This is a genomic window from Lysobacter sp. Hz25 (genome assembly GCF_046097045.1).
GTDB classification, from domain to species: domain Bacteria; phylum Pseudomonadota; class Gammaproteobacteria; order Xanthomonadales; family Xanthomonadaceae; genus Lysobacter; species Lysobacter antibioticus_B.
In genome coordinates this window covers 319,864-342,393 of the sequence record NZ_CP175666.1, presented here as the reverse complement: position 1 = coordinate 342,393, position 22,530 = coordinate 319,864, and the positions used below count along the sequence as shown (strand labels likewise).

Here is a 22,530-nt window from a genome sequence, read left to right as displayed (position 1 = left end):
TCCGCATAATCAATGCGCTTCGTCCCAATTAATTCCGACCCCGCTGTCGACGACCAACGGCACCCTCAGGCTGGCCGCCCCCGCCATCCGGCGTGAAGCCTCGCCGACCAGGGTGTCGACGAAATCGGCCTCGACCTCGAATACCAGTTCGTCGTGCACCTGCAGGATCATCTTCGCGCGGGAGGCATGCGACGCCAGCCAGGCGTCGATGTCGATCATCGCGCGCTTGATGATGTCGGCCGCGGTGCCCTGCATCGGCGCGTTGATCGCCGCGCGTTCGGCGCCCGCGCGCAGGCCCTGGTTGCTGGCCTTGATGTTCTCCAGATACAGGCGCCGGCCGAACACCGTCTCGACGTAGCCGCGATCGCGCGCGTCCTGGCGGGTGCGCTCCATGAAGTCGCGCACGCCGGGATAGCGGCTGAAATACAGGGCGATGTAGTCCTGCGCTTCGCCGCGGCCGATGCCGAGCTGACGCGCCAGACCGAACGCGCTCATGCCGTACATCAGGCCGAAGTTGATCGCCTTGGCGGCGCGGCGTTCGTTGCCGCTGACCTCGTCGAGCGATTTCTTGCCGAACACTTCGGCCGCGGTCGCGCGGTGCACGTCGGCGCCGGACTCGAACGCGCGCACCAGGCCGACGTCCTCGGACAGGTGCGCCATGATGCGCAGCTCGATCTGCGAATAGTCGCAGGCGACCAGGCGCCGGCCTTCGGGCGCGACGAAGGCGCGGCGGATGCGGCGGCCGTCGTCGGTGCGGATCGGGATGTTCTGCAGGTTCGGGTCGCTCGACGCCAGGCGCCCGGTCGCCGCGCCGGCCTGGTGATAACTGGTGTGCACGCGCCCGGTGTCCGGGTTGACCATCTCCGACAGCTTGTCGGTGTAGGTGCTGCGCAGTTTCGCCAGGCCGCGGTATTCGAGGATCACCCGCGGCAGCTCGTGCTGGTCGGCGATCGCTTCGAGCGCCTCTTCGTTCGTGCTCGGCTGCCCGGTCGGCGTCTTCACCAGCACCGGCAGCTTCAACTCGTCGAACAACAAGGCCTGCAACTGCTTCGGCGAGTCCAGGTTGAAGGTGCGCCCGGCCAGCTCGGTGGCCTTGATCTGCGCGTCGAGCATGCGCTTGCCGAGGTCCTGCGATTGCCGGCGCAGCTCGTCGCCATCGATCATCACGCCGTTGGCCTCGATGCGTTCGAGCACCGGCACCAGCGGCATTTCGATTTCGCGATAGACGCGTTCGAGCTCCGGTTCGGCGGCGAGGCGCGCGCCGAGCACGCGGTGCAGGCGCAGGGTCACGTCGGCGTCCTCGGCGGCGTAGCGGGTGGCATCGTCGATGGCGACCTGCGAGAACGCGATCGCCTTGGCGCCCTTGCCGGCGACATCGGCATATTTGATGGTGTCGTAGCCGAGGTAACGCTTGGCCAGCGAGTCCATGTCGTGGCGGCTGGCGGTGGCGTTATAGACGAAGCTCTCGAGCATGGTGTCGTCGGCATAGCCGAGCAGGTCGATGCCGTGCCGGCGCAGGATGTGCAAGTCGTACTTGCCGTGCTGGCCGAGCTTGCGTCGCGCCGGATCGGTCAGCACAGGCCGCAGCGCGTCGAGCACCGCGGCACGGTCGAGCTGGGCCGGCGCGCCGGGGTAATCGTGGCCGACCGGGATGTAGACCGCGCGGCCGGTCTCGGTGGCGAAACTCAGGCCGACCAGGTTGGCCCGCATCGGGTCGAGCGAATCGGTTTCGGTGTCGAAGGCGAACTCGTCGGCCGACTGCAGCGCCGCCACCAGCGCGTCCAACTGCGGCTGGGTCGTCACTGCCTCGTACTCGCCCTTGGCCGACAGCGCCGCGTCCGGAGTCTCCGCGCTGGCCGAGGCGCGGGCGTGGCCGGCCGCGGTCGCGCGCAGGCCGGCGCGGTCGGCGGCGAGCTCATTGGCGGCCGCGGCGGCGCCGCCTTCTAGCTCGCGCAAGGCCTGCTTGAAACCGTAGCGCGCATACAAGGTGCGCAGCGCCTCGGCATCGCGCTCGCGCAGGGCCAATTGCTCGGGGCTGCGATCCAGCGCTACGTCGGTCTTGATCGTGGTCAGCTGGCGGTTGAGCGGCAGACGGCCGAGCGCGGCGCGCAGGTTGTCGCCGATCTTGCCCTTGATGTCGCCGGCATGGGCGATGACGTTTTCCAGGCTGCCGTACTCGCCGAGCCACTTGGCCGCGGTCTTGGGCCCGCATTTGTCGACGCCGGGGATGTTGTCGACGCTGTCCCCCATCAGCGAGAGCAGGTCGATGATCTGGTTGGGCTGTACGCCGAACTTGGCGAACACCGCCTCGTCGGAATCCATGCGGCTGCCGCTCATGGTGTTGACCAGGGCCACGCCCGGGCGCACCAGTTGGGCGAAGTCCTTGTCGCCGGTCGAGATGGTCACCTCGATGCCTGCATCCGCAGCCTGCAGCGCCAGCGTGCCGATCACGTCGTCGGCCTCGACCCCGTCGACGCGCAGGATCGGCAGGCCCAGCGCTTCGACGATCGCGCACATCGGCAGCACCTGCGCGCGCAGGTCGTCCGGCATCGGCGGGCGGTTGGCCTTGTACTGCGGGTCGAGGTCGTCGCGGAAAGTCTTGCCCGGTGCGTCGACGACGAAGGCCACGTAGTCGGGCCGTTCGTTCAAGGTCGAGCGCAGCATGTTGACCACGCCGAACAATGCGCCGGTGGGTTCGCCGGCGTCGTTGCTCAGCGGCGGCAGCGCATGGAAGGCGCGGTAGAGGTAGCTGGAACCATCGATCAGGACGAGTCTTTTCATGCCGGCGATTCTACGCTGCCCCATCGCCGGGGCTGCGACCGCGACCGCGGATGCAACGGCTTAACGGGCGCGCAGCGTATGCTGTCGGCCTGAGACACGGAGAACCGCCATGCGCGCCCCCACCGCCTCGCCGGCCCGCCAAGCCGCCGGCCTGCTCGTCCCTTGCCTGATCGCCCTCCTGCTCGCCGCCTGCGCCACGACCGGGGGCGCCAACGACGACCCGACCGCCGCCTTGCAGGGGGCCGATATCCGCACCCGCACCGTCGAGAACGGCGACGTGATCGAGGAATACCGCATCGCCGGCCAGCTGCGCGCGGTCAAGGTCACCCCCGCCCGCGGCCCCACCTATTACCTGGTCGACAACGACGGCGACGGCCGCCTCGACACCAGCAAGGGCGAAGGCACGGTCTCGCCGGTGTACTACAAACTCTTCAGCTGGTGACCGGCTGAGGAGCGAGTTGAGAGGGGTGAGCAAAGCCTCGTCTCCACCCTCAGCTATCCTTCCAATATCCGCCAAGACGTGAGGAGTGCGCGCGAGCCGAAGCTTGCCCTCACTTCTCTCGTCTAACTCCTCGCTTCTAACTCCTCGCCCCGAGCCCATGGACATTCGAACCATCGTCGGAGACACCGAGCTTCGCGCCGTCTGGCCACTGGTCTTGCAACTGCGCCCGCACTTCGACGAGGCCGGCTTCGTCGCCCAGATGCACCGTCAGATCGCCGAGGGCTGCCGCGCCACGGTGCTCTACGACGAACAGGGCGTGCCGCGCGCGTTCGCCTGTTGGCGAGTGATGGAGATGCTCGCGGTCGGGCTGCACGTCTACGTCGACGACCTGATCACCGACCAGGCCGTGCGCAGCCGCGGCTACGGCAAGACCATGCTGGACTGGCTCAAGGCCGAGGCCAAGCGCCTGGGCTGCGCGCGCCTGCAACTGGATTCCGGCACCCACCGCCAGGACGCGCACGCCTTCTACCTGCGCGAGCGGCTGCGCATCGAGGCCTTCCATTTCGGCGTGAAGCTGGATTGAACCCAGCCTGCACGAAATATGGGGGCGGCGACGCTGCCTTTTCGACTGCGGCCCGTGAAGTTGCACAGAGGTTTAGGCGGTGACGAGGCTGCCCTACAACGCCGTCGCGAACTTCTGCCCCCTTTGAAGAAGGGGGCGGACGCCCGGCGCAATCGGCTGGGCCGATGTGAATCGTAGCGTGGGGGATTTGCTCGGGACGCACTGAATGGTCGAACTTGCCGGTAGAAGCAAATCCCCCCTGCCCCCCTTTTGCAAAGGGGGGACGGCGTGGGAGATCTCGAAGGGGCATAGCATGAGGGTGGAATCTTAGCGGCTGTTTCCGGCTGAGCCTGCGGCGGTATCGGCCGCCGCTTTGTTGCGATAGCGCTCGAACCACTCCAGGGTGTTGAGCACCTGCGCCAAGGTCTCGCTCGGGCGCGCACCGATGCCGTGCGACGCCCCGGGGATGCGGATCATCGCGCTGTCGATGCGGCGCAGCTTCAGCGCCGTGTAGTACTGCTCGGTCTCGGAGATCGGCGTGCGGTAGTCGTTCTCGCCGGTGATCAGCATGGTCGGGGTGACGACCTTGCCGACGTGGGCCAGCGGCGACAGCTTCCAGTACAACTCCTGCGCCTCCCAAGGCCCGCTCGGGAACCAGTGCTGGGTGACGTAGGACGGCCCGTCCGAGGTCAGGGCGAAGCTGGTCCAGTTGATCACCGGCTTGGCGACCACGGCGGCGCGGAAACGGTCGGTGTGGCCGACGATCCACGCGGTCAGCACGCCGCCGCCGGAACCGCCGGTCACGAACAACTGCTGCGGGTCGACATAGCCCTTGGCGATGGTCGCGTCGACCGCGCTCATCAGGTCGTCGTAGTCGTGGCTTGGATAATTCTGGTGGATGTGGTCGGCGAAGGCCTGGCCGTAACTGGTGCTGCCGCGCGGATTGACGTACAGCACGACGTAGCCGGCGGCCGCATACAGTTGGGTTTCGACGGCGAAGCGCGGGCCGTAGTTCTGGTACGGGCCGCCGTGAATCTCCAGCAGCAGCGGATAGCGCTTGCCCGGCTGGAACTGCGGCGGCTTGACGATCCAGCCCTGCACCGCAAGCCCGTCGGCGGAAGACTTCGTCCACAGGGTCTCGACTTCGCCCAGACGCTTGCGCGCCAGCGAGTCGGCGTTGAGCTCGGTCAGCACGCGTGGCTTGGCGCCGCGTTCGACCACCGCCACGTCGGCCATGCGCGCGGCGGTGCCGTGGGTGTAGGCGACGCGGCCGGCGGCGACCGAGAAACTGCCGCCGGGATAGGGCCGGCCGACCGCGGTGCCGCCGACGTCGCCGGTCACCGGTTCGACCTTGCCGCCGCTCGCGGCGATCCAGCCCAGGTGGCTGACGCCTTCGCGGTCGTAACCGAAGTAAAGCCCGCGGCCGTTGCGGTCCCATTGCGGGCTTTCGATGTCGTAGTCGAAGCCCTCGGTGAGGGCGCGCGAAACGCCGCTGTCGAGATCGAGCACATACAGATGCGCGATCTGATAACTGCGCTTGCGGTCGTCGTAGCCGAGGTAGGCGATCTTGCGTCCGTCCGGCGACAACACCGGCGCCCGGTCGGGGCCCTTGCGGTCGGTCAGCGCGACCGCGGCGCCCGTGGCGACGTCGACGCGGTAGATCTCGCTCTCGATCGGGTGGTACTCGTAATCGTCGCGGCGATTGGACTCGACGAACAGCGAGCGGCCGTCGTGGCTCCAGGCCAGGGTCGAACCGTGCTGGAAATCGCCCTGGGTGACCTGGCGCGGCGTGCCGCCGTCGGCCGGCATCACGAACACGTGTTCGTAGCCGGGCTTGAGGTAACCGGCGCCGTCGGCGCGGTAGTTCATCTTGTCGATGAGCTTGACGTCCTCGGCCCACTCCGCGCCCTTGGGCTTGGCCGGCAACTTCGCCAGCGGCGTGGTGTCGGCGGCGACGTGCATGGTGAAGGCCAGCCAGCGCCCGTCCGGCGACCAGGTCAACCCGCTCGGGCCTTCGCTCAGGCGGCTGATCGGCGATTGCTGGCCGCTGTCCATCCAGCGCACCCAAACCTGGGTCGAGCCGTCGCGATCGGACACCCAGGCGATGCGATCGCCCGACGGCGACCACACCGCGGCGCCGTCGCTGGCCGCGCCGCTGGTCAGCGGCCGCTGCTGGCCGCTGCCGGCATCGACCAGCCACAGATTGCTGCGGCGGCGGTCCTTCATCCGGTCGAAGAACTTGCGCTGGTAGACGATGCGGCGCCCGTCGGGCGACAACGCCGGCTGATCGGCCCACTCCAGATCGAACAGGTCGGTCGGTTGCAGATTGCGCGGGTCAGCGTGCAGGTCGGCGGCGGTGGCCGGCAGCGCGCCGACGGCAAGCGCGGCGGCAAGGACGAAACGCAAGGACATCGGCGGGCCCCTTTCGATAGACGTAATGAACCGCAGCCTAGGCTGGCATCGCGGCCGCCTCCCAGTGTCGTTGGTCGTGTCCGCCGGGCCCTGCGTCGCAAGACCAACGGCAGGCGAGGAATCGGCGGCGAGCTGCTAGGGTGAGCGCCGTGTCCACAGGGGTGGCGACACTCAGGGAAGATGTCGATGGCTCGCGAATCCGCGCTGCGTTCGTTGTTGTCCCGCTGGTGCTCATATCGTTGGTGGCTGGCCGGCGCCTGCGCCGTCGCGTTGTGCGCCTGCGGCGAACCCGCGGCCGATGTCTCGCGCCCGCTTAGCTACGACCGCCTCGGCGTGCACATGAGCATCCCCGGCAACTGGAGCATGGCCGAGGACAAGCGCGTCGACGCCGTCCACTACATGATCGTGGAGAGCCCGGGCGCGGCGATGTTCGTCGCCATCGTGCAGGCCGACACGACCGCGGAACTGGAAGACTTCGCCCGCGACTTCTCCGCCGAGGCCGACAAGGCGACACCGTCGGTGATGAATGGACACAGCCGCTTCGACCGCTCGGCCTTCGCCGAGGGCACGATCCGCGAGCACTACACGCTGAGCCTGGGCGGAGTGAAAGTTCCGCACCGGCGCGAGTACCGCAAGATCACCGGCGCGCACCGCACCGCGTTCCTGATCACCCAGAGCGCCGACGAAGACCTGCCGCAAACCCAGCCCGGTTTCGACCTGCTGCTGAAATCGTTCAAGCTCGCCGACGCGCCACGCGCGGATCCGGGCGCAGCCCGGCACTGAAGCGGCGCGAGACGAAGCGGTACCAGGCCGACGATCGTCGACCGGATGTCGTCGCGAGAGCACTCCCCCTGCCCCCTCTTCAAAGGGGGGAACAGTACTGCGGAGATTGCGCTCAGCGACTGGACGCGCGCTTCGCCAGCGCGCGCGTGCCATCTACGATGCCGCGCACGACGAACAGCATCACCGCCGGGATCAGGCAATGCAGGCCGACCCAGCCGTAGTTGAACAACAGATTCATCCACAGGCCGGAATGGGCGTGATCGTTCGAGTAGACGATCAAGACCGGTAGCGGCGCCAGAAAGACGCACTTCGCCAGCGCCGCCGCGACCGAGCGCAAGCGTTCCGGCAGCAGCGCCGCCGGGGCGAGGCAGCACAGGCCGATGAAGTCCGACACGCCCAGCCAGGTGGGCAGGAACTGCGCCCAGTCCGGACGGATCGAGACCTTGGAGAACAGATAGATGTCGCGGAATACGAACACCGCGATCGACAGCGCCGACAGACTCAGCAGAAATCCGACCGTGTTTCTTTTCATCGTGCACTCCATTGCTTGAGCGGCTGCTCGGTGTGGCGGCGGCTTTGAGCTGTCATCCCCGCATCCGAACTGTACGCCCTGGCCGGGGCGCAAAGACTTCGGAGTCATTCGGCGATACAGCCCTGGATCCCCGCCTTCGCGGGGATGACGGCAGGCAAGATCGCCGCGATTCCTTCAGATCGTCATCCCCGCGAAGGCGGGGGTGAAAGGATGCGCTTGCGAGCCACTGGCTCGCGCATCCGTGAACGCCAGGGTGCTGTGCGCCCTGGCCGGGGCGCAAAGACTTCAGAGTAATGCCTCGGTGAAGCCGTGGGTATTCGGCTGCGCCGAAACGGAGACTCCAGACCGGCCACTCATCGGGGGGATGCGGCCTGGGAGAGTCTCGCTTCTTTATTGGCGCGTCGAACGTTTAGCTAGAGTGGCTGCAGGTTCGCATAGGCCAACACCAGCCACTTGCTGCCGGCGTCGTCGAAGTTGACCTGCACCCGCGCATGCGTGCCGGTGCCTTCGTAGTCGGTCACCGTGCCGGTGCCGAAGCTTGCATGGCGCACCTGCGAGCCGAGCTTGACCGGCGGCGCCTCGATCGCGGCATGGCCGTAGTCGGCGCGGCGCGGGCCGGCGCCGTACACCGGGCGCGACACCTGCACCTTCGGCCGCACTTCGTTGAGCAGGGCCGGCGGAATCTCGCGCAGGAAGCGCGAGGGCACCCCGAACATGTCCATGCCGTGGATGCGCCGGGTCTCGGCATAGCTGAGCACCAGCTTCTCGCGTGCACGGGTGATGCCGACATAGGCCAGGCGGCGCTCTTCCTCCAGGCGCCCGGACTCCTCGGTCGAACGCCCGCTCGGGAACAGGCCCTCTTCCAGGCCGCCGAGGAACACCAACGGAAATTCCAGGCCCTTGGCGCTGTGCAAGGTCATCAGCTGCACGCCGTCCTCGCCGGCCTGGGCCTGGCCTTCGCCGGCCTCGAGCGCGGCGTAGCTGAGGAAGGCGATCAGCTCCGGCATCGCCGCGGCTTCGTCTTCGTCGGTGCGGGTGAAGCGCGAGGCCACCGAGACCAGTTCGTCGAGGTTGTCGGTGCGCGAATCGAGCTGGCCGCGCGATTCGTTGGCGTAGTGCTCGCGCAGGCCCGAACGCTGCAGGATGTGATCGATCTTCTCCGGCAGCGGCATCTCGACCACATCGCTTTCGAGCGTGTCGATCAACAGCGCGAACCCGGCCAGGGCGTTGCGGGCGCGAGCGGCGAGCCCGGTCTCCTGCGAGATCCGCCGCGCCGCCTCCCACAACGAGACCGCATCGGCTCGGGCGCGCTTGCGCACCTCGTCGAGGGTGCGCTCGCCGATGCCGCGGGTCGGCGTGTTGACCGCGCGCTCGAACGCCGCGTCGTCGGCGCGGTTGGCGATCATGCGCAGATAAGCCAGGGTGTCCTTGATTTCGGCGCGCTCGAAGAAGCGCTGGCCGCCGTAGACCCGGTACGGCACTTGTTCGGACAGCAGGGCTTCTTCGTAGGCGCGCGATTGCGCGTTGCTGCGGTAGAGCACGGCGACGTCGCCGTAGCTGCCCCCGTCGCGCACCCACTGGCGCAGGCGCTCGACCACGAAGCGCGCCTCGTCCATCTCGTTGTAGGCCGCGTACAGGTCGATCGCTTCGCCGTGGCCGGTGTCGGTCCACAGCTTCTTGCCGAGGCGGTCGGGGTTGTGGGCGATGACCGCGTTGGCGGCGTCGAGGATGTTGGCGCTGGAGCGGTAGTTCTGTTCCAGGCGGATGGTGCTGGCGCCGGGGAAATCGCGCAGGAAGCGCTGCACGTTCTCGACCTTGGCGCCGCGCCAGCCGTAGATGGCCTGGTCGTCGTCGCCGACCACGAACACGCGGCCGGAGTCGCCCGCAAGCACGCGCACGAAGGCGTACTGGATCGCGTTGGTGTCCTGGAACTCGTCGACCAGAATCTCGCGGAAGCGGTTGCGGTAATGCGCGAGCAGCGCGGCGTTGTCGCGCAGCAGCTCGTGCGCGCGCAGCAGCAGTTCGGCGAAGTCGACCAGGCCGGCGCGTTCGCAGCGCTCCTGGTAGGCCTCGTAGCAGCGCAGCATCACGTCGGCCCACTCGTCGCCGGCCGGCTGGATGTTGCGCGGCCGCCGGCCTTCGTCCTTCTGGGCGTTGATCCACCACACGATCTGGCGCGGGGGGAAGCGGGTCTCGTCGAGCTCCAGCGCCTGCACCACGCGCTTGACCAGACGCAATTGGTCGTCGCTGTCGAGCACCTGGAAGCCTTCCGGCAGTTTGGCTTCCTGCCAGTGCAGGCGCAGCAGGCGGTGGGCCAGGCCGTGGAAGGTGCCGATCCACATGCCGCGCGCGCCGTGCCGCAGCTGCGCGTCGACGCGCCCGCGCATTTCGCCGGCGGCCTTGTTGGTGAAGGTCACTGCGAGGATGCCGTGGGTCGGCACGCCGAAGACTTCGTTGATCCAGGCGATGCGGTGGGTCAGCACGCGGGTCTTGCCGCTGCCGGCGCCGGCGAGCACGAGGTAATGACCGGGAGGTGCCGAAACGGCTTCGCGCTGGGCGGGATTGAGTGCGTCGAGCAAATGCGATACGTCCATGCCGGCTATTGTAGCTGCGATGGATTCGGGAACCTTCGCAGCGCATCGCGTTCCAATGCAGGCCATGGCCGCCCGCCCGCCGTCGTTGCCGACCCTGCTCGTCTGCGCCCTGCTCGCCTGTGGGGCGGACGCGGCGCCGGCCGTTGCCCAAGACGTTGCCCAAGACAATGAACGGGTGATCCGCGTCGGCGATGCGCGCCTGCGGGTGATCGTCGAGGGCGTGGCCGACCGCGAGCGCGTCGACGAGCTTCAGCGTTGGCTCGCCGAATGCGCCGACGCCGCCCTGTCCGCCTACGGCCGCCTGCCGCTGCGCGAGGCCAAAGTGCTGATCCGGCAAAGCCGTGCCCGCGACGGCGGTATTCGCCAGAGCGGCCGCCGCGGCGATCCCAGTCCGGTGCCCTGGGGCCAGACCCGGCGCGACGACGGTGTCTCGGTGCTGCTGTACGTGCGCCCGGACGCCGGCATCGACGAGCTGCGCGACGACTGGACCGCCGTGCACGAGCTCTCGCACCTGTTCCATCCTTATCTCGGCGAAGACGGCCGCTGGCTCGCCGAGGGCTTGGCGAGCTATTACCAGAACGTGTTGCGCGCACGCGCCGGCCAGCTCGACGGCGACGAGGCCTGGCGTCGGCTCGATGCCGGCTTCGCGCGCGGCCGCAACAGCGGTGCCGGCATGCCGCTCGGCGAGATCGGCTGGAGCCGCGCCAGCACCATGCGCATCTATTGGGGCGGGGCGATGTTCTGGCTCGAAGCCGACCTGGCGCTGCGGCGCGAACGCCGCCTCGACCTGGATACGGTGCTGTCGCGCTATTCGCGCTGTTGCCTGGACAGCGACAGCGAAGCCACGCCGGAGGAATTCGTCGCCGAACTCGACCGGCTCGGCGGCGGCAAGGTGTTCACGACGCTGTTCCGCCGTTATGCGGCGATGCGCGAGTTCCCGCCTACGCAGAACGCGTATCGCGCGCTCGGGCTGGACAAACAGGATGGCCGCCTGCGTTTTTCCGATCGCGCCGACGCCGTGCGGCTGCGGCGCGCGATCATGCAACCGCGCGCGGCCGCCGCGCGCTGAGCGGGCGGCCGCGTCGTCGCCGGGCTCAGTGCGCGGACTTGCCCGGCTTCTGCACCGTGGTGCTCATCAGCTTGTCGGTCCAGGCGATGCCGATCGCCGAGACGATGAACAGGAAATGGATGATCGCCTGCCACATCACGCCGTCGGAGGTCAGTTCCGAGCAGCGCGCGGCCGCGTTGGCGACGCCGTTGGCGGTCGCGAGCGCGGCGGCCTGGGCCGCTGCGAAGGCTTCGGGCGTGCCGCACAAGGGCAGGCCGAGGCTGCCGGCACCGATGAAGGTCTTGAGCAGGTGGATCGAGGAGATGCCGATGATCGCCATCGCCAGCTTGACCTTGAGCACGCTCGCATTGACGTGGCTCAGCCATTCCGGCTGGTCGGGGTGGCCTTCCAGGCGCAGGCGCGAAACGAAGGTTTCGTAACCGCCGACGATCACCATCACCAGCAGGTTGGAGATCATCACCACGTCGATCAGGCCGAGCACGATCAGCATGATCCCCTGCTCGGTCAGCGTCGCCGCATCGTGGACCAGGTGGATCAGTTCCTTGACGAACTGGAAGACGTACACGCCCTGGGCGACGATCAGGCCCAGATAAAGCGGCAGCTGCAGCCAGCGCGAGCTGAAGATCAGCGCCGGCAGGGGATTGAGGCGGTTGCTCTTTGGATCGGTCATGCGAAGCCCGTAACTGATGCGATATAGGGGGCCAAGAGTAGCCGGGCGGGGATGACGCCGCCACGTCGGGCGGGCCCGAGGGTTCAGCCGCAGCGGGCCCAGGCCTTGCCGCGACTGGGCGCGACCGGCACACGCCATTCCATCGGCAAGGCCGCCGCGGCCGCGGGGCCGCGGGGCCGCGCTTACACTGCGGCCTTTCGACGCAGAGTTGCCGATGATCGACCTTTATTACTGGCCGACCCCGAACGGCCACAAGATCACCCTGTTCCTGGAAGAGGCCCAGCAGGCCGGGGCCGGCCTCGATTATTCGATCAAGCCGGTCGACATCGGCGCCGGCGACCAGTTCAAGCCCGAGTTCCTGCGCCTCTCGCCGAACAACCGCATGCCGGCGATCGTCGACCATGCCCCGGCGGATGGCGGCGCGCCGATCAGTGTGTTCGAGTCCGGCGCGATCTTGCAGTATCTGGCGTCCAAGACCGGCTTGTTCCTGCCCCAGGACCTGCGCAGCCGGGTCGAAGTGGAGGAATGGCTGTTCTGGCAGGTCGCCGGCTACGGCCCCATGCTGGGCCAGAACCATCACTTCAACCGCTATGCGCCGGAAAAGGTGCCCTACGCGATCGACCGCTACCAGCGCGAGACCGAGCGCCTGTACGGCGTGCTCGACCGGCGCCTGGCCGGGCGCGAGTTCGTCGCCGCCGATACACTCAGCATCGCCGATTTCGCCTGTTACCCCTGGACCCGCGAGCACGAATGGCATTACGTCGACCTGAGCCGTTATCCGAACGTGCAGCGCTGGCACGACGCGCTGTCGTCGCGGCCGGCGTTCGGGCGCGTCTACGAGATGGGCAAGGCCTACCGTGCCGACCGTACGATGACCGACGAGATGCGCCGCCATCTGTTCGGCACGCCGGCCCCCATCACCTGATGCCTCGCCGTCGAGGCCACGCTCCGGAACCATCGCCCGCATGAACAACCGCCTGCCCCGCCGCCTCGCTTTCTGCCTGCTCGCCATGTCGATCATCGCCACGCCCAGCTTCGCCCTCGCCGCCACGCCCGACGCCGCGCACAGCGTGCCGGCACCGGGCCAGCTGACCCTGGAAGCCCTGACCGGCGATGCGCCCTTATCGGGGCCGAGCCTGGTCAAGCCGAAGATCGCGCCCGACGGCAGCAAGGTCGGCTTCCTGCGCGGCAAGCAGCGCGACAAGAACCGCCTCGATCTGTGGGCCTACGACATCGCCAGCGGCAAGACCGAATTGCTGGTCGATTCCGACGACGTGCTGCCGGGCGCGGAAGTGCTCAGCGACGCCGAGAAGGCGCGCCGCGAACGCCAGCGCATCGCCGCGCTGTCGGGCATCGTCGACTACCAGTGGTCGCCGGACGGCAAGCGCCTGCTGTTCCCGCTCGGCGGTGAGTTGTATCTGTATGACCTGGGCAAGACGGGCAAGGCCGCGGTGCGCAAGCTCACCCACGGCGAAGGCTTCGCCACCGACCCCAAGCTGTCGCCGAAGGGCGGCTACGTCAGCTTCGTACGTGACCGCAACCTGTGGGTGATCGACCTGGCCGACGGCAAGGCGACCCAGCTCACGCGCGATGGCAGCGACACCATCGGCAACGGCGTCGCCGAATTCGTCGCCGACGAGGAAATGGACCGCCACACCGGTTACTGGTGGGCGCCCGACGACAGCGCCATCGCCTATGCGCGCATCGACGAATCGCCGGTGCCGGTGCAGAAGCGTTACGAGGTCTACCCCGATCGCACCGACGTGGTCGAGCAACGTTATCCGGCCGCCGGCGACGCCAACGTCGGCGTGCGCCTGCTGGTCGCGGCGATCGGCGCCAACGCCGCGCCGCGCGAGATCGACCTCGGCAAGAACCCGGACATCTACCTGGCCCGCGTCGATTGGCGCGATGCCCAGCACCTGACCTTCCAACGCCAGTCGCGCGACCAGCACCTGCTGGAGTTGATCGAGACCGACCTGCGCAACGGCAAGCAGCGCACCCTGGTCAGCGAGCGCTCCAAGACCTGGGTGCCGCTGCACAACGACCTGCGTTTCCTCAAGGACGGCCGCCTGCTGTGGAACAGCGAACGCAGCGGCTACGAGCACTTGTACCTGCTGAGCGACGACGGCAAGGCGACCGCGCTGACCTCGGGCGACTGGCCGGTCGACGCCGTACTCGCGGTCGACGAAGACGCCGGCCAGGTCTATTTCGCCGCCGGCAAGGACTCGCCGCTCGACAGCCAGGTCTATCGCGTCGCCCTCGCCGGCGGCCCGGTCGAACGCCTGTCCAAGACCGACGGCTATCACTCGGCCAGCTTCGCCCATAAGGCCAATGTCTACGTCGACGCCTGGTCGAACCCGCAGACGCCGCCGCAACTGGAGCTGTACCGCAACGACGGCACCCGTATCGCCGCGCTCATCGACAATAACCTCGACGACGCCGCGCATCCGTTCGCGCCCTACCGCGCCGCGCAGCGCCCGATCGAATACGGCACGATTCCCGCCGCCGACGGCAAGACCGCCCTGCATTACAGCCTGATCAAGCCGACCGGTTTCGACCCGGGCCAGCGCTATCCGGTGGTGGTCTACGTCTACGGCGGCCCGGCCACCCAGACGGTCAAGCGCGCCTGGTCGCCGGACTTCAACCAGTACCTGGCCCAGCGCGGCTACGTGGTGTTCTCGATCGACAACCGCGGCACGCCGCGGCGCGGCGCGGCCTTCGGCGGCGCGCTGTACGGCAAGCAGGGAACGGTAGAGGTCGCCGATCAGCTCAAGGGCGTCGATTGGCTGCAGTCGCAGCCGTGGGTCGACGGCAACAAGATCGGCGTCTACGGTTGGTCGAACGGCGGTTACATGACCCTGATGCTGCTGGCCAAGGCCAGCGACCGCTACGCCTGCGGCGTCGCCGGCGCGCCGGTCACCGACTGGGGCCTGTACGACACCCACTACACCGAGCGTTACATGGGCCTGCCGAAGGGCAACGTCGAAGGCTATCGCGAGGGCCGCGTGCTCGAACACATCGACGGCCTGACCTCGAAGCTGCTGCTGATCCACGGCATGGCCGACGACAACGTCTTGTTCACCAACTCGACCGTGCTGATGAGCGCCCTGCAACAGCGCGGCCAGCCGTTCGAATTGATGACCTACCCGGGCGCCAAGCACGGCCTGCGCGGCCGCGACAACCTGCACCGCCTGCGCCTCACCGAAGATTTCTTCGACCGCTGCCTCAAGCCCTGAGCGCACTGACGCCCACCGAATGGATGCCCTGCCATGAATGCCTCCCGCCCCGCCGCGCCCTACCGCAAGCCCTGGGTACAGCGTCACTGGATCCTGACCCTGCTGCTGGCCTTGGGCGTGTTGTTCACGCTGAGCGTGGCGATCGGCGCATGGATGACGTATTCGGTCATGGATTCGATGAGATACACGCCGCCCTTCATCGAGGCGATGGAGCGGGCCCGTGCGAATCCCGAGGTGAAAGCCGCGCTCGGCGAACCGCTCGAGGACAGGTTCGTGCTCGGCGCGGTCGAGCCGAAGGACCAGGGCGTGGCCAAGCTGTTCATCTTCGTGCAAGGCCCGAAGGGCAAGGGCGACGTGCAGATCGAAGGCATCCGCGAGCAAGGCGCGTGGCGTTACAGCGTGATGCGGGTGAACCTGGACAAGGACCGGACCTCGATCGATCTGCTGTGAACGGCGTTGCCCTTTGCCGCCGTCGTGCGGTCGCGCTTCGATGCCGAGCCAGTGCCGCCGCCGTCGTGCGGCGGCGCTTCGATGCCTAACCCGCGCCAGGCACTGCATTCAAGGCGCCTCGTTCAAGGCATTGGCGCGCCGCATGACCTTCGGCGCTTGGCCGGGCGCGCCGTCGCGCCGATGCTGGCCGCTTCAACCCAGTGAGCCACCTCATGAAGCCGCTCGTTCTCGCCGTCGCCCTGGCGCTGTCCGCGCCCACTCTCGCCTTCGCCGGCAGCGCCCCACAAGCGGCAGCCAAGCCGGTTCCGGCCTCTGCGCCGCAAGCCGCGGCCAAGCCGGTACCGGCCTGGGTCGCGCAAAGCAACGAATACGCCAAGATCCTGATCCAGGCCCAGGGACAATTCGCGCCCGAGCAGATGTCGTTCTTCGGCGTGCCCGGCTACGACGACAAGGTCAGCGACCTCAAGCCCGAGGTCGGCAAGCGCTTCCGCGCGGCGATGGCCGAGGCTAAGCGCGGGCTGCAGGGCAAGCTCGAAGTCGAGCGCAACGCCGACGTGCGCCAGGACCTGCAGATCATGATCCAGGCCGCCGAGGACAACATCGAAGGCAGCGCGCTCAACGAGCGCCTGGTGCTGCCGTGGTTCGATGCGCCGCAAACGGTGTTCTCGGGCATGCAGGCGCTGCTGTCCGACCAGGCGCCGGCGGAGCGCCGCGCCAGCGCGCTCGCGCGCCTGAACGCCTATGTCGGCCTGGCGCCGGGCAGCGAACCGCTGACCGTGCTCGCGCGCCAGCGCTACGAGGAGCGCCTCGGCGATACGAATCTATTGCAGCCGACCAAGCTCGAAGTCGAACAGGCGCTCGGCAACGTCGATACCTACGCCGCCGGCATCCGCAAGCTGTTCGAGAAGTACCAGATCAAAGGCGCCGAGCCGGCGCTGAAGGCGATGGAAACCCAGTTGCGCGAGTACGGCCAGTGGACCCGCAGCACGGTGCTGCCGAAGGCGCGCAGCGACGCGCGCCTGCCGCCGGAGTTGTACGCCTACTCGCTCAAGCAATTCGGCATCGACGTCGATCCGCAATTGCTGATCCGCCGCGCCCAGGTCGAGTTCATGGAAACGCGGGCGGCGATGGCCCAGCTCGCGCCGCTGGTGGCGCAGGCCAAGGGCCTCAAGGTCGCCGACCCGCAGGACTATGTGCAGGTGATGCGCGCGCTCAAGCGCGACACCATCCCCAACGATAAGCTCGAACCGCGCTACCGCAAGGTCATCGACGCGATCGATCCGATCATCCGCAAGCAGCAGATCGTCGACGTGCCGCAGCGGCCGATGGTGATGCGCCTGGGCAGCGAGGCCGAGTCGGCGGCTCAGCCGGCGCCGCACTTCCTGCCGGCGCCGCTGGTCGGCAACACCGGTCAGCAAGGCCAGTTCGTGCTGCCGCTGTCGGTGCCGAGCCCGGACGGCAAGGCCCTGCAGTACGACGACTTCAACTACGAGTCGGTCGCCTGGACCCTGTCCGCGCATGAGGGCCGCCCGGGCCATGAGCTGCAGTTCACCGCGATGGTCGAACGCGGCATCTCGCTGGCGCGTTCGATGTTCGCCTTCAACTCGGTCAACGTCGAAGGCTGGGCGCTGTACGCCGAAGCCGAGATGGTGCCGTACGAACCGCTCGACGGGCAGCTGATCGCGCTGCAGTTCCGCCTGCTGCGCGCGGCGCGCGCGATCCTCGACCCGATGCTCAACCTCGGCCTCACCGACCGCGCCAGCGCCGGCCGCGTGCTGTCCGAACAGGTCGGCCTGTCGGAGGCGATGACCAAGCAGGAACTCGACCGCTACATGTTCCGCGCGCCGGGCCAGGCCGGCAGCTATTTCTACGGCTACAGCCGCATTCTGGAACTGCGCATGGAAACCGAACTGGCGCTCGGCGATCGCTTCGACCGGCTCAAGTTCAACAACTACCTGCTCGACCAGGGCCTGCTGCCGCCGGACCTGCTCGGCAAGGCGGTGCGCGAGGACTTCGTGCCGGCGCAGAAGGGCAAGCGCTGAGGCGACGGCGCCGTTAACCGGCGCCGCACCGGCCGCCTTCGCAACAAACGACGAGGCCGCGGATCGCTCCGCGGCCTCGTCGTTTCAACCGGTGCTCGCCGTCGCGATTCAATACACCAGCGACCAGCTCATCGTCCGCAGCGCGAACACGTACCAGACCATCGCCACGCAGGCCGCGGCAACCGCGATCGCGCAGACCCGGCGCAGACGCTGCGGCGACGAACGCCACACCGCGCGCGCGTTGAGCACCGCAACCACCGCGGTCGCCACGCTCGCCAGCCCCAGCAACTGGGCGACGCGGATCCACGAATCGAGCGCGCCGTCGAGCATGCGCACAGACGCGTCGATGCGGGTGACGATCCACAGCCACAGCAGGGCCAGCACGAGATTGCCGATCAGGCCGAGGAAACTCAGCAAGCGCAGGCGACGATCACGTTCGCTCAACAGCAGTCGCCGTTGGGTGTAGCGGCGCACCAAGGCCGCGACCGGCCACAGCAACACGGCCAGCGCCTGCACCGCGAGCGCGAGACACAACAGCGGCAGCATCCAGCCCGGCGAACGCCAGCCGGGCACCGGCTGCAGCCACATCGCCGCCGGCACGTCGTCGCTGCTGACCGCGATCACCTGGTTGCCGTCGAGCTTGGCCGCGAGCAGGCTGTCGCCGCCGACCTCGCGCCACACATAGGGTTCGACTTCGCGCCAACGCTTGGGCCGGCCGTCGGGCGTGCGGAACGCCGACACGCTCAGGGTGTCGTCGTCGTCGACCTCGATCTTGGCGCTGCCGAGCAGGCGCGCAATGGCGAGGAAATTGCTGCTCGAAGCGCGGCTGTTCTCGTAGCGGCCGACGAGTTGCTCGGCGTGCAGGCGCGCCGTCGGCAGAGTCGGCTGCTGCGCCGCGCGCACCGGGAAATAACGCTGGATCACGCCCTTGATCAGGTCGCGATGCAGCGCGCGCCCGGCGCTGCCGGGGCCGTCGGCGGACACGAACAAGCCGAGCCCGTGCGCCGGCAGCAACACCAGATTGCTCTGGAAGGCTTCGGTCGCGCCGCCGTGGCCGATCACCACCGGCCCGCGCGTGTCGCGACGGAAAAACCCCAGCGCCATCGCGTCCAGGCCCGGGATCGGCCGCGACGCGGTCGCATGCAGGGTCTGCAGGCTGTGCGGCTGCAGGATCCTTACAGCGCCGGCACCGCGCTCGTCGAGCTGCGCGATCATGAAGCGCGCCATGTCCAGGCCGGTCGCCGACAGGCTGCCGGCCGGCGCCGGGTTGACCAGTTCGAACGGTATCGGTGCGCCGCCTGCGCTGCTGTAGCTCTTGGCCATGTCGCCGGCCAGTCCCTTCGGCAGCGGTTGCCGGAAAGTCGACTGGCGCATGCGCAGCGGCGTCAGCACGTTCGCTTCGATGTAGTCGTCGAAAGGCTGCTTGCTGATGCGCTGGACGATGTAGGCGGCGAGCGCGGCGCCGTAGTTGGAATACGCCGGCACCTTGCCGGGCGCATACACGCGCTCGGGCTGCACCCGTTTCAGATAACGGTCGAGCGGCAGCAGGCGCGATTCGTCGGCGGCGAACAGATGCTTGGCCGATTCCTCGAAACCCGCGGTGTGGGTCATCAGTTGGCGCATCGTCGCCGGCTGGCCGGCGTAGTCGCGGATCTTGAAGTCGAGGTAGCGGTTGACGTCGGCGTCGAGGTCGAGCTTGCCCTGCTCGACCAACTGCATCGCCGCGGTCCAGACGAACAACTTGGAGATCGAACCCGGACGCACCAGGGTGCGCGCGGCGTCCATCGGTTTGCGCTTTTCCACGTCGGCGTAGCCATAGCCTTTCGCCAACAGCACCTGGCCGTCGCGGACCACCACCACGACCGCGCCGGCGAGTCCGCCGCGCGCGATCGCCAACGGCACCAGGCCGTCGATGTAGGCCTCCAGATCCGGCGCGCTCAGCATCGGGATCGGTGTGGCCGCGCCGGGCTCGACCAGGATTTCGCCCAGGGCTTGGTCGCCGCGCGCGAGCGCGGCGCCGGCCTCGGCCAGGGCGCTGGCCGGCGCCACCGGCGCCGGGTCGACGGCATCGGCGATCGCGTCCGGCAGGGGGGCGGGCAAGGGCGCGAAGCTGGCGGGCGCATTCGCTGCGGCGGCCGCGACCGGCGGCGCCGGTTTGTTTGCGGCGGCCGGCTTGGCCGGCGCCGCCTTCACCGCAATAGCCGCCACATCGGTGTCGGCGGCAACCGGCGTTTTCGCCGGCACCTTCGAAGGCACCGGCGAAGCGCGCGTAGGCAGGGCCGTGCTCGTGCCTGTGGGCGCAGCTTGCCCGGCGTCGATCGCGGGTGCCGCGCTCGACAGCGGCAAGGCACGGGTGGTGGCCGGAAACGCCGACGACGCGGCCGGCTTGACCGGGGTCGGCATGGGCGCGGGCGCCGGAGTCGGTGCGGCTTTGGCGGGCTCGGCTTTGACCGGCTCGGCTTTGGCCGGCGCGGGTTTGGGCGGGGCTTGGGTCGGCTCTGGCTTGACCGCCTGGGGCTGGTCCGGTGGAGGCGAGGCGCCGGTCGCGGCCTCGGCCGGCGACGGCGACTGCGCCCACAGGGAACCGGCCAACATCATCACCGCGACGCCGGACACCGCGATGCCGCGCATCGAACGCTTGGACTTCATCTAACCCCCGAAAGCAGCTGCACCGTCGCCGGGTATTCCGCCGGCATGCGTTGCCGGTCGCTCCAGGCGCGGACGTTCGCGGCGAGTGTACGCGTTCGGGCCTGGGGTTCATTCGCGCAGGAGCTGGAGCAAATCCCCCCTGCCCCCTTTTGCAAAGGGGGGAATCAGTGGGGTGGTCATGCAGTGGTCGGTCGGCTTTGCGGGACGGCCCTGTGCGCCTGCAGAGGCTGCAACTATCCGTAACCGCGCGAAATCGCGACTGTCGTCGCACTCCGTCCGGCGCCGAGCCTCGCTCGCTAGCGCCGATCCGGCCCCCGCCTGGCGCGAAGGAAGGGATCGATACCGGCCTGCTTCGGGAGGCCTCCGGCGCCGCCGCTGGTTTCCAAATCGGCAAATTACTTTCAATAAGTAAACAACGGTTGGTTTTCGCGGCTTGGCAAGGCCCGGGGGGCCGCCTAGAGTCGTCCGTGACCCCTCTCGGCCGCCTTCATGCCCGCCAAGCGCAGCCAGAACGTAACCACGGCCGCACCCGCGGTCCCGAATCCCGGGATCGCGCTGCGGATGCTGCGTCGTCAGCGGGGCTGGACCCTGGCCGAGATCGGCGCGCGCACCGGCCTGCCGATTTCGACCTTGTCGAAGATCGAGAACGGCAAGATGTCGCTGAGTTTCGACAAGCTCACCCGCATCGCCCAAGGCCTGGAAGTCGACATCGGCGAGTTGTTCTCGTCGCCGCCGGCGGGCGTCAACGAAAACTTCAGCGGACGCCGCAGCATCACCCGCGCCGGCGAGGGCTATGCGATCCGCACCGAGCACTACCACCACTTCTATCCGGCCTCGGAGCTGCTCAACAAGCGCCTGGTGCCGATCATCGCCGAGGTCCACGCGCGGTCGCTGGAAGAGTTCGGCGACCTGATCCGCCACACCGGCGAAGAGTTCGCCCTGGTCCTGGAAGGCACGATCGAACTGCACAGCGAGCTGTATGCGCCGGCGCGCCTGGACGTCGGCGATTCGATCTATTTCGACAGCGCGATGGGCCATGCCTACATCGCCGCATCGGCGAGTCCGTGCCGCGTGCTCGCCGTGTGTTCGGGCAACGAAGCGCATCTGCGCGAAGCGCTGTCGCGCAAGATCGCGTCCGAGCCGATCCGCGTGTCCGCTGTGCGGCCGCCGAAAACCCGGCGCAGCGCCAGCCTCTGAGTGCTGCGGACAGGGCATGGCCCCGGCGGCGAACGCTCGCGCGCAAGGGTCTTTCGTCCAGGCAACTGCGGATAGCGGTCACATGGGCCGCAAACGCCGGTCACGACGTCGGATTTTCCCATTGCGAAACTGCCCGGCCCACCCCGCCCGGACCATGCCGGCCTGGCCCCAACCCGCTCGAAGCCCGCGCGTCGGATGCGCGCGGCCCGTTCGGTTCAGCTGACGCGCGCGAGCATGCGCCGGTTGCCGGTCAGCCGCGCCCAGCGCGCGCCGATGTCGCTCATGCAGACGTAGGCCGCTTCGCCGGCCAGGCGCCACAGCATGCGCGGGCTCAGGTTCAGGCGCGGCTCGGCGGCGCACAGCTCCCAGTCGTAGCCGAGCTGGCGCGCGAACAAGGCGCAACGCGCGAGGTGGTAGCGGCTGCTCAGCAGGGTGACGCGCGAGCGCATGCCCTCGCCGAGCACGACCCGCGCATTGCGCAGGTTCTGCAAGGTGTCGCGCGATTCCGATTCCAGTTGCATCGGCGCATCCGAAGCGAAGCCGCGCGCGAGCAAGCCGTGGCGCGCGAGCTCGGCTTCGCTGGGCTCGTTGGCGGCGCCACCGCCGAGCAACACGACGTTGCGCGGCGGACGCTCGCGCCACAGCGACACCGCGCGATCCAGGCGCGCCTCGAAGTCCCGGTCCAGGCGCCCGCCCGGCGCATGCTTGCCGAACAACAACACGCATTCGCCGCGCTCGGGCTGGCAGGGCGCATTGCGCGCGACCCGCAGCACGTGCACGAAATAACCGACATAGACCAGCCCGGCGCTGAGCACGCACGCGGCCGAGGCCACCACGGCGACGTGCAGCACGTCGCGATCGCCCAACAGGGACAGGCGGTGGCCGAGGCGATTGGACATGGAAGCGGGCGCGACCTGCATGAAAAGGAACACCGGAACGAGGGTAGCGGTATGAGGGCGGAGCGCCGCAGGCGCAAGCGGAACGCCGCAACGCAGGCCTATTCGATGGCCCGCGCATGAAGCATTCAGCCTCGCAGTGCCTGCGGCGACACACCAGGGCCCACGTGGCCGCGGCGGCGCCCGAGCGCCCCTCGCTATACTGCGGGCGTTCC

Annotated in this window: 16 protein-coding genes and 1 pseudogene; 10 read left to right on the top strand and 7 right to left on the bottom strand. The window is 68.4% G+C overall.

Going from position 1 to position 22,530, the window contains the following annotated elements; translation table 11 throughout:
- Nucleotides 1-9: 9 nt before the first annotated feature.
- Nucleotides 10-2,781: a DNA polymerase I gene (gene polA, locus ACKN61_RS01370; protein WP_408951961.1), complete on the bottom strand. Its 2,772-nt coding sequence runs from the start codon at nucleotides 2,779-2,781 to the stop codon at nucleotides 10-12.
- 109 nt (nucleotides 2,782-2,890) lie between these two features.
- Here polA and ACKN61_RS01365 point away from each other — a divergent pair, with 109 nt between their 5' ends.
- Together ACKN61_RS01365 and ACKN61_RS01360 are read left to right on the top strand one after the other, a co-directional pair.
- Nucleotides 2,891-3,223 (top strand): DUF2782 domain-containing protein, encoded by a 333-nt coding sequence (locus tag ACKN61_RS01365; protein WP_408951960.1) that lies wholly within the window; start codon nucleotides 2,891-2,893, stop codon nucleotides 3,221-3,223.
- Nucleotides 3,224-3,380: 157 nt separating this feature from the next.
- Nucleotides 3,381-3,806: a GNAT family N-acetyltransferase gene (locus ACKN61_RS01360; protein ID WP_408951959.1), complete on the top strand. Its 426-nt coding sequence runs from the start codon at nucleotides 3,381-3,383 to the stop codon at nucleotides 3,804-3,806.
- Nucleotides 3,807-4,112: 306 nt separating this feature from the next.
- On the opposite strand, the gene ACKN61_RS01355 is transcribed toward ACKN61_RS01360, so the two are convergent.
- Nucleotides 4,113-6,197 carry a S9 family peptidase gene (locus tag ACKN61_RS01355; protein ID WP_408951958.1) on the bottom strand — a complete coding sequence of 695 codons (2,085 nt, stop codon included), beginning with the start codon at nucleotides 6,195-6,197 and terminating at the stop codon, nucleotides 4,113-4,115.
- Between the two features lie 186 nt (nucleotides 6,198-6,383).
- Between ACKN61_RS01355 and ACKN61_RS01350 the strand changes: the two genes are divergently transcribed.
- The gene (locus ACKN61_RS01350) at nucleotides 6,384-6,980 is read left to right on the top strand and encodes a hypothetical protein (RefSeq protein ID WP_408951957.1); all 597 of its coding nucleotides are present in this window, start codon (nucleotides 6,384-6,386) and stop codon (nucleotides 6,978-6,980) included.
- A 112-nt stretch (nucleotides 6,981-7,092) separates the two neighbouring features.
- Here the strand turns inward: ACKN61_RS01350 and ACKN61_RS01345 are convergent, their stop codons facing one another.
- Nucleotides 7,093-7,512 (bottom strand): hypothetical protein, encoded by a 420-nt coding sequence (locus ACKN61_RS01345; protein ID WP_408951956.1) that lies wholly within the window; start codon nucleotides 7,510-7,512, stop codon nucleotides 7,093-7,095.
- Between the two features lie 413 nt (nucleotides 7,513-7,925).
- A complete protein-coding gene (uvrD, locus tag ACKN61_RS01340) occupies nucleotides 7,926-10,106 on the bottom strand; it encodes a DNA helicase II (protein ID WP_408951955.1) in 2,181 nt (726 codons plus the stop codon).
- 64 nt (nucleotides 10,107-10,170) lie between these two features.
- Between uvrD and ACKN61_RS01335 the strand changes: the two genes are divergently transcribed.
- Nucleotides 10,171-11,175 carry a hypothetical protein gene (locus tag ACKN61_RS01335; RefSeq protein ID WP_408951954.1) on the top strand — a complete coding sequence of 335 codons (1,005 nt, stop codon included), beginning with the start codon at nucleotides 10,171-10,173 and terminating at the stop codon, nucleotides 11,173-11,175.
- Nucleotides 11,176-11,200: 25 nt separating this feature from the next.
- Here ACKN61_RS01335 and ACKN61_RS01330 read toward each other — a convergent pair whose 3' ends face one another.
- Complete coding sequence (locus ACKN61_RS01330; protein WP_057916242.1) at nucleotides 11,201-11,845, bottom strand: TIGR00645 family protein; 645 nt, start codon at nucleotides 11,843-11,845, stop codon at nucleotides 11,201-11,203.
- A gap of 214 nt (nucleotides 11,846-12,059) precedes the next feature.
- On the opposite strand from ACKN61_RS01330, the gene ACKN61_RS01325 reads away from it, so the two are divergent.
- The 4 genes and pseudogenes from ACKN61_RS01325 (at nucleotide 12,060) to ACKN61_RS01310 (ending at nucleotide 17,573) form a co-directional block, all read left to right on the top strand.
- Entirely contained in the window at nucleotides 12,060-12,770 is a 711-nt protein-coding gene (locus ACKN61_RS01325) for a glutathione binding-like protein (protein WP_408951953.1), read from the top strand.
- 160 nt (nucleotides 12,771-12,930) lie between these two features.
- A pseudogene (locus ACKN61_RS01320) lies at nucleotides 12,931-15,081 on the top strand (DPP IV N-terminal domain-containing protein); the annotation flags it as partial.
- 33 nt (nucleotides 15,082-15,114) lie between these two features.
- Nucleotides 15,115-15,531 carry a cytochrome c oxidase assembly factor Coa1 family protein gene (locus tag ACKN61_RS01315; RefSeq protein ID WP_408951952.1) on the top strand — a complete coding sequence of 139 codons (417 nt, stop codon included), beginning with the start codon at nucleotides 15,115-15,117 and terminating at the stop codon, nucleotides 15,529-15,531.
- A 212-nt stretch (nucleotides 15,532-15,743) separates the two neighbouring features.
- Nucleotides 15,744-17,573 carry a DUF885 domain-containing protein gene (locus ACKN61_RS01310; protein ID WP_408951951.1) on the top strand — a complete coding sequence of 610 codons (1,830 nt, stop codon included), beginning with the start codon at nucleotides 15,744-15,746 and terminating at the stop codon, nucleotides 17,571-17,573.
- Between the two features lie 108 nt (nucleotides 17,574-17,681).
- On the opposite strand, the gene ACKN61_RS01305 is transcribed toward ACKN61_RS01310, so the two are convergent.
- Nucleotides 17,682-19,673, bottom strand: coding sequence for a serine hydrolase domain-containing protein (locus tag ACKN61_RS01305; protein WP_408951950.1), 1,992 nt, complete (start codon nucleotides 19,671-19,673; stop codon nucleotides 17,682-17,684).
- A 73-nt stretch (nucleotides 19,674-19,746) separates the two neighbouring features.
- On the opposite strand from ACKN61_RS01305, the gene ACKN61_RS01300 reads away from it, so the two are divergent.
- Nucleotides 19,747-20,226 carry a hypothetical protein gene (locus ACKN61_RS01300; protein WP_408951949.1) on the top strand — a complete coding sequence of 160 codons (480 nt, stop codon included), beginning with the start codon at nucleotides 19,747-19,749 and terminating at the stop codon, nucleotides 20,224-20,226.
- Between the two features lie 485 nt (nucleotides 20,227-20,711).
- Nucleotides 20,712-21,419 (top strand): helix-turn-helix domain-containing protein, encoded by a 708-nt coding sequence (locus ACKN61_RS01295; RefSeq protein WP_408951948.1) that lies wholly within the window; start codon nucleotides 20,712-20,714, stop codon nucleotides 21,417-21,419.
- A gap of 215 nt (nucleotides 21,420-21,634) precedes the next feature.
- On the opposite strand, the gene ACKN61_RS01290 is transcribed toward ACKN61_RS01295, so the two are convergent.
- Nucleotides 21,635-22,318 (bottom strand): YdcF family protein, encoded by a 684-nt coding sequence (locus ACKN61_RS01290; RefSeq protein ID WP_408951947.1) that lies wholly within the window; start codon nucleotides 22,316-22,318, stop codon nucleotides 21,635-21,637.
- Nucleotides 22,319-22,530: the final 212 nt, after the last annotated feature.

Coding starts and splice junctions, on each gene's coding strand:
- ACKN61_RS01360 (WP_408951959.1), top strand. CDS start 3,381: ATGGACATTCGAACCATCGTCGGAGACACCGAGCTTCGCGCCGTCTGG.
- polA (WP_408951961.1), bottom strand. CDS start 2,781: ATGAAAAGACTCGTCCTGATCGATGGTTCCAGCTACCTCTACCGCGCC.
- ACKN61_RS01345 (WP_408951956.1), bottom strand. CDS start 7,512: ATGAAAAGAAACACGGTCGGATTTCTGCTGAGTCTGTCGGCGCTGTCG.
- ACKN61_RS01290 (WP_408951947.1), bottom strand. CDS start 22,318: ATGTCCAATCGCCTCGGCCACCGCCTGTCCCTGTTGGGCGATCGCGAC.
- ACKN61_RS01325 (WP_408951953.1), top strand. CDS start 12,060: ATGATCGACCTTTATTACTGGCCGACCCCGAACGGCCACAAGATCACC.
- ACKN61_RS01335 (WP_408951954.1), top strand. CDS start 10,171: ATGGCCGCCCGCCCGCCGTCGTTGCCGACCCTGCTCGTCTGCGCCCTG.
- uvrD (WP_408951955.1), bottom strand. CDS start 10,106: ATGGACGTATCGCATTTGCTCGACGCACTCAATCCCGCCCAGCGCGAA.
- ACKN61_RS01355 (WP_408951958.1), bottom strand. CDS start 6,197: ATGTCCTTGCGTTTCGTCCTTGCCGCCGCGCTTGCCGTCGGCGCGCTG.
- ACKN61_RS01295 (WP_408951948.1), top strand. CDS start 20,712: ATGCCCGCCAAGCGCAGCCAGAACGTAACCACGGCCGCACCCGCGGTC.
- ACKN61_RS01365 (WP_408951960.1), top strand. CDS start 2,891: ATGCGCGCCCCCACCGCCTCGCCGGCCCGCCAAGCCGCCGGCCTGCTC.
- ACKN61_RS01330 (WP_057916242.1), bottom strand. CDS start 11,845: ATGACCGATCCAAAGAGCAACCGCCTCAATCCCCTGCCGGCGCTGATC.
- ACKN61_RS01315 (WP_408951952.1), top strand. CDS start 15,115: ATGAATGCCTCCCGCCCCGCCGCGCCCTACCGCAAGCCCTGGGTACAG.
- ACKN61_RS01310 (WP_408951951.1), top strand. CDS start 15,744: ATGAAGCCGCTCGTTCTCGCCGTCGCCCTGGCGCTGTCCGCGCCCACT.
- ACKN61_RS01350 (WP_408951957.1), top strand. CDS start 6,384: ATGGCTCGCGAATCCGCGCTGCGTTCGTTGTTGTCCCGCTGGTGCTCA.